This is a genomic window from Odoribacter sp. N54.MGS-14, from assembly GCF_000980295.1.
GTDB classification, from domain to species: domain Bacteria; phylum Bacteroidota; class Bacteroidia; order Bacteroidales; family Marinifilaceae; genus Odoribacter; species Odoribacter splanchnicus.
The window spans coordinates 1-12,529 of sequence record NZ_LARL01000088.1; the positions used below are offsets into that span (position 1 = coordinate 1).

General features: G+C 42.8%; 15 protein-coding genes. 2 read left to right on the forward strand and 13 right to left on the reverse strand.

The genetic code is table 11. The features are described from left to right. Window positions 1-126 precede the first annotated feature (126 nt). Window positions 127-504 (reverse strand): thioredoxin fold domain-containing protein, encoded by a 378-nt coding sequence (locus tag WS42_RS13225; protein ID WP_046451233.1) that lies wholly within the window; start codon window positions 502-504, stop codon window positions 127-129. Between the two features lie 220 nt (window positions 505-724). Here WS42_RS13225 and WS42_RS13230 point away from each other — a divergent pair, with 220 nt between their 5' ends. After that, the gene (locus WS42_RS13230) at window positions 725-958 is read left to right on the forward strand and encodes a hypothetical protein (RefSeq protein ID WP_046402579.1); all 234 of its coding nucleotides are present in this window, start codon (window positions 725-727) and stop codon (window positions 956-958) included. Between the two features lie 233 nt (window positions 959-1,191). Here WS42_RS13230 and WS42_RS13235 read toward each other — a convergent pair whose 3' ends face one another. The 10 genes from WS42_RS13235 to WS42_RS13280 all read right to left on the reverse strand — a co-directional run bounded on the left by WS42_RS13235 (window position 1,192) and on the right by WS42_RS13280 (window position 9,207). After that, window positions 1,192-1,824, reverse strand: a complete 633-nt coding sequence (locus WS42_RS13235) for a sigma-70 family RNA polymerase sigma factor (RefSeq protein WP_286728642.1) — start codon at window positions 1,822-1,824, stop codon at window positions 1,192-1,194. Between the two features lie 26 nt (window positions 1,825-1,850). Continuing rightward, window positions 1,851-2,732 carry an ATP synthase F1 subunit gamma gene (gene atpG / locus WS42_RS13240; RefSeq protein ID WP_046405217.1) on the reverse strand — a complete coding sequence of 294 codons (882 nt, stop codon included), beginning with the start codon at window positions 2,730-2,732 and terminating at the stop codon, window positions 1,851-1,853. A gap of 11 nt (window positions 2,733-2,743) precedes the next feature. After that, window positions 2,744-4,354 (reverse strand): F0F1 ATP synthase subunit alpha, encoded by a 1,611-nt coding sequence (gene atpA, locus WS42_RS13245; RefSeq protein WP_046405216.1) that lies wholly within the window; start codon window positions 4,352-4,354, stop codon window positions 2,744-2,746. A 27-nt stretch (window positions 4,355-4,381) separates the two neighbouring features. Further along, window positions 4,382-4,915, reverse strand: a complete 534-nt coding sequence (locus WS42_RS13250; protein ID WP_013611736.1) for a F0F1 ATP synthase subunit delta — start codon at window positions 4,913-4,915, stop codon at window positions 4,382-4,384. A 4-nt stretch (window positions 4,916-4,919) separates the two neighbouring features. Further along, the gene (atpF, locus tag WS42_RS13255) at window positions 4,920-5,423 is read right to left on the reverse strand and encodes a F0F1 ATP synthase subunit B (RefSeq protein WP_013611737.1); all 504 of its coding nucleotides are present in this window, start codon (window positions 5,421-5,423) and stop codon (window positions 4,920-4,922) included. A gap of 6 nt (window positions 5,424-5,429) precedes the next feature. After that, window positions 5,430-5,684: an ATP synthase F0 subunit C gene (gene atpE / locus WS42_RS13260; RefSeq protein ID WP_013611738.1), complete on the reverse strand. Its 255-nt coding sequence runs from the start codon at window positions 5,682-5,684 to the stop codon at window positions 5,430-5,432. Between the two features lie 47 nt (window positions 5,685-5,731). Then, entirely contained in the window at window positions 5,732-6,781 is a 1,050-nt protein-coding gene (atpB, locus tag WS42_RS13265; RefSeq protein WP_046451235.1) for a F0F1 ATP synthase subunit A, read from the reverse strand. 36 nt (window positions 6,782-6,817) lie between these two features. Continuing rightward, the gene (locus tag WS42_RS13270; protein ID WP_046402567.1) at window positions 6,818-7,051 is read right to left on the reverse strand and encodes a F0F1 ATP synthase subunit delta/epsilon; all 234 of its coding nucleotides are present in this window, start codon (window positions 7,049-7,051) and stop codon (window positions 6,818-6,820) included. Between the two features lie 88 nt (window positions 7,052-7,139). Continuing rightward, window positions 7,140-8,645: a F0F1 ATP synthase subunit beta gene (gene atpD / locus WS42_RS13275; RefSeq protein WP_046402565.1), complete on the reverse strand. Its 1,506-nt coding sequence runs from the start codon at window positions 8,643-8,645 to the stop codon at window positions 7,140-7,142. A gap of 169 nt (window positions 8,646-8,814) precedes the next feature. Then, on the reverse strand, window positions 8,815-9,207 hold the full coding sequence (locus tag WS42_RS13280; RefSeq protein ID WP_046402564.1) for a hypothetical protein: 393 nt from the start codon (window positions 9,205-9,207) through the stop codon (window positions 8,815-8,817). A gap of 214 nt (window positions 9,208-9,421) precedes the next feature. On the opposite strand from WS42_RS13280, the gene WS42_RS13285 reads away from it, so the two are divergent. Beyond that, a complete protein-coding gene (locus tag WS42_RS13285) occupies window positions 9,422-10,675 on the forward strand; it encodes a DEAD/DEAH box helicase (protein WP_046402562.1) in 1,254 nt (417 codons plus the stop codon). 140 nt (window positions 10,676-10,815) lie between these two features. On the opposite strand, the gene WS42_RS13290 is transcribed toward WS42_RS13285, so the two are convergent. Both WS42_RS13290 and WS42_RS13295 read right to left on the reverse strand, forming a co-directional pair. Continuing rightward, on the reverse strand, window positions 10,816-11,280 hold the full coding sequence (locus tag WS42_RS13290; RefSeq protein WP_046405203.1) for a calycin-like domain-containing protein: 465 nt from the start codon (window positions 11,278-11,280) through the stop codon (window positions 10,816-10,818). Window positions 11,281-11,441: 161 nt separating this feature from the next. Further along, window positions 11,442-12,529: PCMD domain-containing protein (locus tag WS42_RS13295; protein ID WP_046451236.1), on the reverse strand; the 1,088-nt coding region annotated here is incomplete at its 5' end.

Sequence of the window (12,529 nt, forward strand, 5' to 3'; positions counted from 1 at the left end):
ATCGATTAACAAATTGGCTTGCAACACCTTGGAATATAAAGCATATACCTCTTCCCCCACAGAATAAAGATCATTTTCCTGAAGGGCAAAGACACTTCTGCCGTTTATAATTTCCGACAACACCTGCTACCATTCACTTTCGGCCAGTAAGCCCGAATGAACGTATTTGACAGATAATGCTCCATCGGTTATCAGGACAGTAGGAGTACTCGATATGCCCAACATCTGAGCCAATCTGAATTGTTCCCTGATATCCACTTTACTAAAAACAAACCGGTCAGTGATCTTTTCCTCAAAAGTCCCCGAAGCTCGAAGTACATGATAAAAAAAGTTACAGAACCGGCAATCCTCCATCCCGATAATAATGACCAGATATTTATTTTCATTCCGGCATTTTTCCGTTAAGGATGTTAAATCATACTTCTCATAAGGACTCTCCGAAACAGAACAGCCGACAAGTATCTGAAACAAATACAGGCATAATATTCCGACCTTTGTATTCATAGTTACTTCATTCAATTTTCGTACCTTATTCGTTAGTAAGACTAAAAAAAATAAAAATGGGTGAATCCATTTCTATTTTTCGGTCAGACTAATTGAAATTAAATCAAATTCTATTCACCCATTTTTCAAATTATTAAGTCTTACTAACAAACATAATGCAAAAATCAAGATTTGCAAATCATCGCATTTTTATTTTATTCACTTTTAAATTTCATTGATTATGAAAACACCTTTATTAAAAAATCTGAAATTATGGATTTTGGCCGGAATTACCGGTTTATCTTTTTTATCCAGTATGACTGTTTCTGGAAACGAGGATTATTATCCTTGTTATAAAGAGGGTACGATTACCTGGACAGGAAAGGAATGTATATGTGTACAGGGATATACAGGAAAATGTTGTGAGGTGGACCAAATGACAAATGAGTCGAAGGCTAAATGTAGCCTGCAATAATTTCTCGATTGGTATCTTCGACACCGACTTTCTATTCCGATTTCGGTTTTTATACCGGAAGACCGATTCGTCCGGAACGGTCAGTGAAAGAAAGAGCCAGCCGACCGACAAAAACGACGGGGTCTCCGAACACGAACACCGAAGACGAATAAATAACAAAATAATTGTTCGTTTAATTGGTGATAATATTTCTAATATTAATTTGTTTAAGGAAAAAATTATTTTTCTGATTATTAAGCGTATAGAACTAAAGGAGCAGAAGAATTCCAAAGTAAGTATACAGCAAAATTAATCGAACGATAATCTTTTTCCAATTCGCTCCTCAATGTTCTCAGTCCATTCCGGAGTAGAGTCTTCAATGTATTGACGGATATATTCAGTTCGGCTGCGGCATCCTTATATTTCATTTCTTCGAGCAGGATCCGGGTAACGACAGCCCGGGTCTGAACGGGTAATTTCGAAATAGCCCGATTGATTCTGTCGGCCACTTCGGAATCCATTTCCAGTGCTGTTTCTACTGCAATATTTGCTTCGGGAGGCATATCTCTGCGCCGATTCCATACATCTTTACGATGTTCATACGTGTAGCAAGCATTCCGGACAGAAGTAAAAAGATAAGAAGAAAGTGCCGGAGGAAGTAGTTTTTCCAAATAGTCGTCTGTCCACAACCGGATAAAAAAGTCCTGTACAATATCCTCTGCTGTAGAAAGAGAATGGACAAATTCATCCGCAAAGAGCACCAAAGGCCGGTAATACCGCCTGAACAGCACTTGTATCCCTTGCTTACGGTCAATCTTAAAGCACTGAAGTATGTCTGCATCCGAAATCATAACCACCATAGAAACGTTTGTACAAATATACGACATTTCGGATACATTAACACTTCAGTGGCTTAACTTTCCCGATTACTGCCTCCAGCGATATCCAACAGTTCGGAAGTAATCCCTTGTTGTCTCAATTTATTATACTCCAGCTGCAACTTACCTAATAATTTCACGGCATTATCATTAGCCATCTGCATCGCCAGAATACGGGCAGCCTGTTCGGAAGTTTTATTTTCCATCAACAGATCGTACATCAAAGCATGCATCATCAGGGGATACAACATGGTTAATATTTGTTCACATCCGGGTTCATAAATATACCATGGACCGACCCGATCTGTGGTTTCTATTTTTTCTTCCGGTTCTACAGCAACCGGCAAAAAAGAACGTAACCGCACGATTTGTACGCCCATACTTTTATAATGTGCATAAACAACTCCAACCTGATCGTATTTCCCTTTCAAAAAATCTTCCATCAGTTCATCCGCCAATTCCCGGGTAGCCGCCATATAGTCTTTCTTTTCAAAAGCTTCGGGATGTCGGGCCAGGCGAATGCCCTTTATCCGTTTCACTTCAGCCAGTATTTTTTTTCCGACCGGAAAAACGGTAATTTCCCGGATACCCCGTTTTTGATAAGCCTGTACTTCCTCCACCAATTTTTTATATAAATTGATATTGAAAGCTCCGCACAATCCATCGTCGGAAGCAAAAATAACAATAGCCACCTTCTTTACCTGGCGTTTCACTGTCAATGGCGACTGAAACTCACAACCGGATCTTTCAATATGGGCATATATTTCCCATAACTTCCGGCGATAAGGCTCGGCCTGAAGCAACTTGTTCTCGGCCTTTCTCAACCGGGCAGAAGAAATCATCTTCATTGCTCCGGTAATTTTCTGAGAGGAATGGACAGAATTGATCCTTCCTTTCAGTTCACGCATCGTTGCCATTCTTCTCTTTTTTACTTATCTACAAATTCTTCGGTTTGTTTCACGGGTGCAGCAAATTTATCGGCTACTTCCTTAGCCACTTCCTCCAACAAAGCAGCGACGACTTCGTCCAGATGTCCGACCTTCAATTCATCCAACACCTCTTTCCGGTAACGTACCCGAAGAATATCGAGAAAATATTTCTCAAAATCGCCGACATGTTTTAAAGGTACCCGTTGTAACAATCCCTGGGTTCCGCAATAAATAATAGCAATCTCTTCTTCTACAGGCATCGGGGCATATTGAGGTTGTACCAATAGGCGGGCATTTTTTTGTCCTTTATCGATTACCATCTGAGTGACCGGATCCAAATCTCCTCCGAATTTGGAGAACGACTCGAGTTCCCGGTATTGAGCCTGATCGATTTTTAAGGTTCCGGCAATTTTTTTCATCGCTTTCACCTGAGCATTTCCTCCTACCCGCGATACTGAAACACCTACATTGATTGCCGGCCGGACTCCTTCGTTAAACAGAGAAGTTTCGAGGAATATCTGACCATCCGTAATCGAGATGACATTCGTCGGAATGTATGCCGACACATCGCCGGCCTGAGTCTCGATAATCGGTAAAGCGGTCAGTGATCCTCCGCCTTTGATCACCGGTTTCAACGGTTCGGGCAGGTCGTTCATCGTCGAAGCCACCTCATCATTGGATATAATCTTGGCCGCCCGTTCAAGCAAACGGGAGTGCAAATAAAAGATATCCCCCGGATAAGCCTCTCTACCCGAAGGTCTGCGCAAAATCAAAGAGATTTCCCGATAAGCTACAGCCTGCTTCGACAAATCATCGTATACGACCAGCGCATGCCTCCCGCTATCCCGGAAATATTCTCCGATCGTCGCTCCGGCAAAAGGTGCATAATAACGCATGGCAGCCGAATCGGACGCATTGGCAGCCAATACTACCGTGTAGTCCATCGCTCCGTGAGTTTTCAATACGTTGACCAAGGCTGCCACAGAAGAAGCTTTCTGACCGACAGCGACATAAATACAATAAACCGGTTTACCCTGCCGGTAATTTTCACGTTGATTCAATATGGTATCGATAGCGATAGCCGTTTTTCCGGTTTGCCGGTCACCGATAATCAGTTCCCGTTGTCCCCTTCCGATAGGTACCATCGAATCCACCGCTTTAATCCCTGTCTGCAAAGGTTCTTTAACAGGCTGCCGATAAATTACCCCGGGAGCCTTTCTTTCCAAAGGCAGTTCCAACAGATCGCCGGTAATCGGCCCTGCCCCGTCGATGGGTTCTCCCAATGTATCGATTACCCGTCCCAACAATCCTTCTCCCACATGAATAGAAGCAATATGCCCGGTGCGTTTAGCCGTAAAATTCTCTTTCACACGATCTCCCAAATTCAAAAGCACGACTCCCACCTGATCTTCTTCGAGGTTCATGGCTACTCCCCTTACCCCATTTTCAAATTCGATCAGTTCGCCGGAAGTCACATTGTCCAGCCCGAATACATTGGCTACGCCATCTCCTACCTCCAATACAGTTCCAATTTCTTCAAATTCAGCTTTCAAATCAACGTTATCCAGTTGTTGCTGAAGAATATCTGATGTTTCACTTGGTTTTATCATAATCTAATCATTTATACTTATCCTCTCCTATTTCAATTGCTTTGCGATTTTTTTCAACTCTCCGCCTACTGAATAATCGAGCTGCATGGAATTTACCCGGAGTACAAAGCCCCCGATAATAGCCGGATCTACCTTTTCGACAAATTCGATCTGTCTGGAAGTCCGGTCCGTTACCAGTTTTTTTATCCGGTCCAGCGTCTCCTGCTTCAAAGCAACCGCCGTGATAATCTTTATTCGTCCGATCTGGTACACCTTCCGGTATAACTTCTGGTACATCAGACAAATAGAGCGGATATACATCTCGCGGTGATTTTTTATCAGCAAACGGATTCCCCGCAGATACAACGTTCCGGGTTCGATCCCGATAGCGATCGTCAACAATTGTTCTTTATCCCGGGGAGACAATATCGGATTCAGTAATGCCTTATGTAAATCGGGATGGGAAATATAATTTTGTTCGAAGGTCTTCATTTTTTGATATACCTCTTCCGCAGCATTATATTTCTGTGCTACTTTCAGCATAGCCAAAGCGTATCTCCGTGCTATTAAACCTTCATCCATATCATTACAGTTTCTGAGCTGATTCCAGCTCATCCAACATTCGATCCACCAATTCTACCTGAGCAGTATCTTTCGACAAATCTTTTCTCAATACTTTCTCCGCGATCTCGAGTGACAAACGGCTCACCTGTCGCCTCATTTGTTTTTCGGCCTCCCGTTTAGCCTGTTCCATAGAAGCTTTTGCCTCTTCCATCATCTTCCGGACTTCATCGGCAGCTTCTTTTTTTGCGTTCTCGATCATCTCCCGTTTCATCCGTTCGGTTTCCTGTAAAGCAGCCAATTGTTTTCTATGGGCTTCGGCCAGCATCTCTTCCACTTTTGTTTCCACTTCGTCCAGCCGTTGTTTTGCCTCGCGGGTAAATTTCACCCCACTATCGATAAAATCCGCTCTTTGTTCTATACTTCGGATAATCACGGGCCAGGCATATTTAGCCAGGATAGCCAGAATGATCAGAAAGACCACCAGCATCCAGAATACCAACCCGATCTCCGGTTTAAAGAGTCCCATAAACGATTATATAAACAAGGCCAACAAACATACAATGATAGCAAACAAAGCGACTCCTTCAATCAAAGCAGCGATCACGATCATATTCGTACGAATATTCCCGGTCTGCTCGGGTTGGCGGGCAATAGCGTCCATGGCATTCGCCCCGATCTTCCCAATACCTATACCTGCACCGATAGCAGCTAACCCTGCGCCGATGGCAGCACCCACTTTTGCCAGACTCATTCCGGCAGCGACCTGTAATAAAATCATACTTAACATAGCTTTTCAATTTTAAAATTATTCTATTTTATATTATTTTACTTTGTTCATTTCTCATGCCGGGCCCCGGTTCCCGCAGGTCTTGCCAAAGAAATAAAAATGGCAGACAACAACATAAATACATAAGCCTGTATGAAGCAAATCAACAAATCGATAAATCCCATAAATACAGCAAACACAACGGCAATCACGGTCGAAGTCCCCATAATCACAGGTCCCATCGCTGCAAAAATGAAAATCAGGGAAATCAGAACCAAAGTAATCAAATGTCCACCGAGCATATTGGCAAACAACCGGATCATCAAAGCAATCGGTTTGGTAAACACACCGAAAATCTCAATGACAGGCATCATCGGAACCGGACATTTCAACCAGGTCGGCACTTCGGGCCAAAAAATATCTTTCCAATATCCCTTACGTCCTGAAAAGTTGACTACGACAAAAGTACACACAGCCAACACTAAAGTGACAGACATATTTCCGGCCAGATTGGCACCTCCCGGAAAAATAACAATCAAGCCCATCAAATTCATCAAGAGAATAAAGAAAAATAAGGTCAGCAAATACGGTCCGAAACGCCGGGCATCTTTCCCTAAAATCGGTACAATCAACTCCTCATACAACATACCGACTCCAAATTCCATCATTCCTTTTACACGCCGCGGCGCTTCATACGGTTTCTTCTTATACCACCGGACCAATGGAAAGACGAGCCAACAAAGCAGTAAAGCACATATAAATAAAGCCAGTACATTTTTAGTGACCGAAAAATCCCAGGGCCGGTAAATATGGCCGGAAGCATCCCGGGCAATCACTTTTCCCTCGTATTCGCCCTCACCGGCAATATAAAAACCTTCATATTCCTGTCCTCCGGCTAATTTTGCAGAACTGAACACATGCCATGTTCCTTCTTCATCCCTGACAATCACGGGTAACGGGATATGCAAATTCCAGACATTCCATCCGTATTCATCTCCCAGATGTTCGAATATCGATTTTTGGGGATTGAATGATTCTGCTGCTGTTTCGTCTGCCTTTACCCATTGACCGGCCAGCAGGAATAGACTCAGTCCTAACAGATACCTGATTAATTTCATATTTTACTTCGTTTCAGAAATTACAAGCGTTGCCGGCTAATTAATACAAACGACAATCCGATTATCCAATACTTCGACAACTCCCGAATCGATCGTCAGTTGCTTTTCTTCTCCTCCTGTATCATAAACCACATTTCCATGCGTGAGTGTGGAAATCAGGGGGGCATGTTGTTCCAAGATAGTAAAAGTACCCAGGGAACCGGGTAAAGTCACCCGTTGTACATTCCCCTTAAACAATACTTTTTCTGCAGATATTATTTCCAGTCTCATAGTTATACAAATTACAAATTTCCAACCTAACAAGTCTCCAATTCTTCGCTTTCTTCCCGCCTATAACCTGCCTATAGCTTTTTGCCTTTCACTTTACCGCCTCTTTCATCATCTTCTTCCCTTTTTCGATCACATCCTCGATGGTTCCGGCATTCATAAAAGCCTGCTCGGGATACTCGTCCATTTCTCCGCTGAGAATCATTTTAAAACCCCGGATCGTTTCTTCGAGAGGGACCATAACTCCCTGCAGTCCGGTAAATTGTTCTGCCACATGAAACGGTTGTGAGAGATAACGCTGAGCACGCCGGGCGCGGTTTACCACCAATTTATCACTATCCGAAAGTTCATCCACACCGAGAATTGCAATAATATCCTGCAATTCCTGATAATGCTGTAACAATTCGATGACCTGCTGGGCCGTATTATAATGTTCCTCCCCGACAATATTCGGATCGAGGACACGGGAAGAAGATTCCAGCGGATCCACTGCGGGATAAATACCCAGTTCGGTAATCTTCCGGCTCAGTACGGTTGTCGCATCCAGGAAATTGAAAGTCGTTGCCGGTGCGGGGTCCGTCAAGTCGTCGGCAGGTACATAAATAGCCTGTACCGAAGTGATGGAACCATATTTAGTAGAAGCGATCCGCTCCTGTAACTTCCCCATCTCAGAAGCCAGCGTCGGCTGATATCCAACAGCCGAAGGCATACGTCCCAACAAAGCCGACACTTCCGAACCCGCCTGAGTAAACCGGAAAATATTATCGATAAAAAACAGGATTTCCTTTCCTCCTTCGTTAGAATCCCGGAAAGACTCGGCTACTGTCAGTCCCGACAAAGCCACCCGTAAACGTGCTCCGGGGGGCTCGTTCATCTGTCCGAACACCAGGGTAGCTTGTGACTGACTCACCTGTTCCATATCCACGCTTTTCACGTCCCATTTCCCTTCATTCATCTCTTCCTGAAAACGTTCACCGTATTTCACTACTCCCGATTCGATCATTTCCCTCAGCAAATCGTTTCCTTCACGAGTCCGTTCACCGACTCCGGCAAACACGGAATATCCATTATGCCCTTTGGCAATGTTATTGATCAATTCCATGATCAACACCGTTTTCCCGACTCCGGCCCCACCGAACAAACCGATTTTTCCTCCTTTGGAATAGGGAGCCAATAAATCGATCACTTTGATACCGGTCAGCAAAAGCTCCTGAGTCGTCGTTAAATCTTCGAATCTCGGCGGTTCCCGATGAATAGATAACGTATCGGTATAATCCAGTTTTCCCAATTTATCGATGGCATCTCCGGTGACATTCAATAACCGTCCCTTGATTTGTTTTCCCACCGGCATCGTCAGTGTACGTCCCAAATCCCAGGCTTTCATGCCCCTGCGCAACCCATCGGTCGTATCCATCGCAACACAACGGACAGTATCTTCTCCGATATGCTGTTCAACCTCGATAATCAATTTTTCGCCATTATCCCGTTCTATCCGTAAGGCTTCATAAATAGGAGGCAAATCCTCTCCGCCATTTTCAAAAATGACATCCACAACAGGTCCGATCACCTGTGTTACATATCCAAACTTCTCTGCCATAATATTGATTTTCATTAATTATTTAACAATTTCCGAATCAGCCTTACCTCCCCTATTTATCCACTTGCGTGCATATCCCTTTTTGTCACCGATTCTCAGAACGAACTACACATACTTCACCTTCCCCTGATTTGTGTAGAACCAGGTTTTTCCTCTTTTAACGAGAATGCTAAATGATAAGTTTCTCTAAAAAGTACAAAAGAAAACTCTTGTCGTGCCAGACAGATAACATCCTCATCCATTCGGAGGCATACCACATCTGCAAACGCATAGGCACACGAATTTTCTGAGCACCGTGCAGAATTTTATAAGATAAAATATTCCAGCTTTGATCGCTCCCGGCCGATAAATCGATTTGAGTAACCGGATTCAAAGCCTTTAGAATCAGAAAATACGGAATGTGGTTGTTTTTTAAATCTGAAGACGAAACTTCTACCAGGACAGGCTCATTCACAATTTCTTCTTCGGCAGTATAATCTGTCAAGCTTTCTTCCCTATCGATTGCCGACCCCTTTGTCCACAAAAGAAGAAACAATACCCCATATATCAGTAGAAACTTCATCGCTTTCAAAAATAAACTATTTTTTCATCACTAACAACTAATAACAAAAATAATGCCACAAAAAAAACGGAATGTTCCTCCTTAGTTGCCCAACTTCCATTATCTTTGTATTGGAATTAACTTGGACACAGAATGTTAAAACAGTCCCAGAGATTAAACCATTAATTATTTATAAAAATCGTATCTTTGAAGCGAAATTTGAGTGATATAAATTATGAGATTTGACGAAGTAAATTTAGACGAGAACGTACTGCAGGGAATAGAAGCTATGAACTTTCAGGAGATGACTCCAGTGCAAGAACAGACCATTCCGGTCATATTAGAAGGGAAAGATATCATCGGATGCGCTCAGACCGGAACCGGTAAAACGGCAGCTTACACCTTACCTCTACTCAGCCGTTTAGTCGCAGAGGGTAACCCCGACAATCACATCCGTGCAGTCATCATGGTACCTACCCGGGAATTGGCCCAACAGATCGACATGCAATTCGAAGGTTTTTCTTATTTTCTCCCCATTTCGACGACCGTAGTCTACGGCGGAGGAGACGGGGCCGGATGGGATCAGCAAAAGAAGGGTTTATTAATGGGAGCAGATGTGGTGATCGCTACTCCGGGACGTTTATTGTCACACATTGCCAATAGTGGTATCGATCTTTCACAAGTCAGCTACTTCATTCTGGACGAAGCCGACCGGATGCTGGACATGGGTTTTTTCGACGATATCATGCAAATAGTCAAACAGATGCCGACCAAACGTCAAACAATTCTGTTTTCAGCAACTTTACCACCGAAAATCCGGCAGTTAGCCAAACAGATATTGAAAGATCCGGCAGAGATCAATATCGCCATTTCCAAACCGAACGAAGCGATTATCCAATCGGCTTATATCTGTTATGAGACGCAGAAAATGACTATCATCCAAGAGTTATTCAGTAAACCCAACCGCAAAAAAACCATCATATTCTCTTCTTCCAAACAAAAGGTAAAAGATCTGGCCTATTCTTTAAAGCGCATGAAACTCAATGTTGCAGCCATGCATTCCGATCTGGAACAGGAACAACGGGAAGCGGTAATGCTCGACTTTAAAAACGGGAAGACCGACATTTTAGTCGCAACCGATATTGTTGCCCGGGGCATCGATATCGACGACATCGGTTTGGTCATCAACTACGACGTTCCCCACGATCCGGAAGATTATATCCACCGCATCGGCCGTACAGCCCGGGCGAATGCGGATGGTGTAGCCATTACTTTCGTCTGCGAACCGGAACAGGGTAAATTTCATAAAATCGAAGAATTTATAGAAAAAGATATCTATAAAATTCCGTTACCACCGACTGTAGGTCCTGGCCCTGCCTACAACCCACAGGCATTCGAGCGCCGTCCGAGAGGAAAATTCAAAAACAATCGCCCGGGAAGGAAACGTCCTTATACCCGGAAGAAGAATTTCAATAAACCGGAAAATTAAAGAGAAGAGGAACGCTGATTGGCGCAACTTCGGTTCCGAAAACAAAATATAAATGGTGAACTTCAGCTCCGCCAATCAGTATCAGACAAGCCTCCCGATCATTCCGAATTCATGCCCGAACCTGGAGAAAAATTCCTCTGTCAACGGGCTCCGATAAAGGTAACTTTCATTTTAATCGGATCGGTCCCGGGAGTCAAAGGTGCGGACACATCGATCAGCAAATTGGCTTTTTTATCTTTTACCGTCCCGCTCACTGTTATATCGGCCTGAAGAACGCCATTCATAATCGGTACCTGAGATGCGCTACCGTTCACTTCTCCTTTATCGTTCACAGCAACATTTTTTATCTCCAGATCCCCCACAGGGACCGTGCCGAATTTAAAATCTTTCAGCTCGAGATTTATCCTATCTTTTCCTGCATCGACAATGGTAATCTTTTGTCCGGTCAGTGGATCACCGATCGGAGTCCCTGCCTCATCCGTCACCGTAATCGTTCCCGTATAGGTTCCTGCCACCGCTTCTTTCTTATCATCGTCGTCATCACTACAAGCTGTCATCCCTAAAAAGAATACAGCCATCATCAAAAAACAGAGTTTCTTTTTCATCGTCTTCTATTTAATTATTAAAAAAATATATACGCCGAAAAAAATAAAATGTTTTAAATCATCGAGCTAATTCCTACAACGTGAAATTTTTGCAAAGCTAATAACTAAAATAGCCGATTCTACCAACAGAACCGGCTAAGTTATATACAAAGAGAAGGGGGTTACCTTGTAATTTTCAGATCGTCGATCATCAAAATACTACCCGGAGCTCCTCTATATTGATCGCCTTCTTTACTTGATGTACAAATCAAAGCCAGTTTATACTGATTAGCTGCGTCGTATTCTTTGTCATTCATTTTTTCAAACGGTATTTCAAAATAAGTCCAATCCTCCTTTGCCGTTTTATCAGTAACTTCAGCTTTCAAAACAATATACTCAGAGGTATTGATATCAATACCAGTCAAGGTTACCTCTTTACCATCTTTTCCTTTTGCTTCATACAATAAAGCATAAATTGCAAATTCATCGGTCTGTCCCTCCACTACATTTCCATCTTTATCATAGAATTCTGCTCCCGGAGTATATTTATACCATCCTGAAAATTTAACCGGCTCTCCTACATAAGGAATACCGAACTGAGTTCCTTTCAAAGGATTTCCCATGGCACTACCCAAATCAAAACTTCCGAGGAATAAACTCCCTGCTGTGATATTCGGACACATACCTAAAACATAATCTATAAAGACAGCATCTGAAGAAGATAAAGTTTCTTTATATCTGAGCAGGTCTGCTTTTGAAGGTGTCAAATCTATCGTCTCCAATACAGCAGCTTTACCTGTTTTTCCTTCTTCTGACGATCTAACACACCAGCTGGGAATCACTATATCCTGAAAACCATCAACACTTTTCAAACCCTCTAATATGGAGTATACGATACCACTTCCTTCGTTCGTCGAAGCAAAAGAACCCTCCGGTTTCTCAAATCCATAGGTATTGTCTTTCTTCCATACTTCAAAATCCATATATTTTACCTTTCCAGCCTCACTAACCGTATATTTGTTTACCACAATTCCGTCTTCAGAGGTAACTGTATAAATAACAGGAGAAGAGAAATCCTGTTCAACATCCGCAGCAGGTGTTATTGTAGCTCCTTCAGAAATTGTGATTGTAGGTTTGAACTTATAATTCACTGTATTCTCCAGAGCATAAAACTCAATCGTTTTGTCAGCAATAATAACATCTGAAATACTATCACTATTGAAGATAAATTCTTTAATTAAAGCCTCTGAACTTTTATCAGCAGCCAGAC

Excerpts from the sequence above, each read along its gene's own strand:
- atpG (WP_046405217.1), bottom strand. The coding sequence starts at position 2,732 with ATGGCAACGATGCGTGAACTGAAAGGAAGGATCAATTCTGTCCATTCC.
- atpF (WP_013611737.1), bottom strand. The coding sequence starts at position 5,423 with ATGGGACTCTTTAAACCGGAGATCGGGTTGGTATTCTGGATGCTGGTG.
- atpD (WP_046402565.1), bottom strand. The coding sequence starts at position 8,645 with ATGGCAGAGAAGTTTGGATATGTAACACAGGTGATCGGACCTGTTGTG.
- atpB (WP_046451235.1), bottom strand. The coding sequence starts at position 6,781 with ATGAAATTAATCAGGTATCTGTTAGGACTGAGTCTATTCCTGCTGGCC.
- WS42_RS13270 (WP_046402567.1), bottom strand. The coding sequence starts at position 7,051 with ATGAGACTGGAAATAATATCTGCAGAAAAAGTATTGTTTAAGGGGAAT.
- atpE (WP_013611738.1), bottom strand. The coding sequence starts at position 5,684 with ATGTTAAGTATGATTTTATTACAGGTCGCTGCCGGAATGAGTCTGGCA.
- WS42_RS13280 (WP_046402564.1), bottom strand. The coding sequence starts at position 9,207 with ATGAAGTTTCTACTGATATATGGGGTATTGTTTCTTCTTTTGTGGACA.
- WS42_RS13225 (WP_046451233.1), bottom strand. The coding sequence starts at position 504 with ATGAATACAAAGGTCGGAATATTATGCCTGTATTTGTTTCAGATACTT.
- WS42_RS13230 (WP_046402579.1), top strand. The coding sequence starts at position 725 with ATGAAAACACCTTTATTAAAAAATCTGAAATTATGGATTTTGGCCGGA.
- WS42_RS13250 (WP_013611736.1), bottom strand. The coding sequence starts at position 4,915 with ATGGATGAAGGTTTAATAGCACGGAGATACGCTTTGGCTATGCTGAAA.
- WS42_RS13235 (WP_286728642.1), bottom strand. The coding sequence starts at position 1,824 with ATGTCGTATATTTGTACAAACGTTTCTATGGTGGTTATGATTTCGGAT.
- WS42_RS13290 (WP_046405203.1), bottom strand. The coding sequence starts at position 11,280 with ATGAAAAAGAAACTCTGTTTTTTGATGATGGCTGTATTCTTTTTAGGG.
- atpA (WP_046405216.1), bottom strand. The coding sequence starts at position 4,354 with ATGATAAAACCAAGTGAAACATCAGATATTCTTCAGCAACAACTGGAT.
- WS42_RS13285 (WP_046402562.1), top strand. The coding sequence starts at position 9,422 with ATGAGATTTGACGAAGTAAATTTAGACGAGAACGTACTGCAGGGAATA.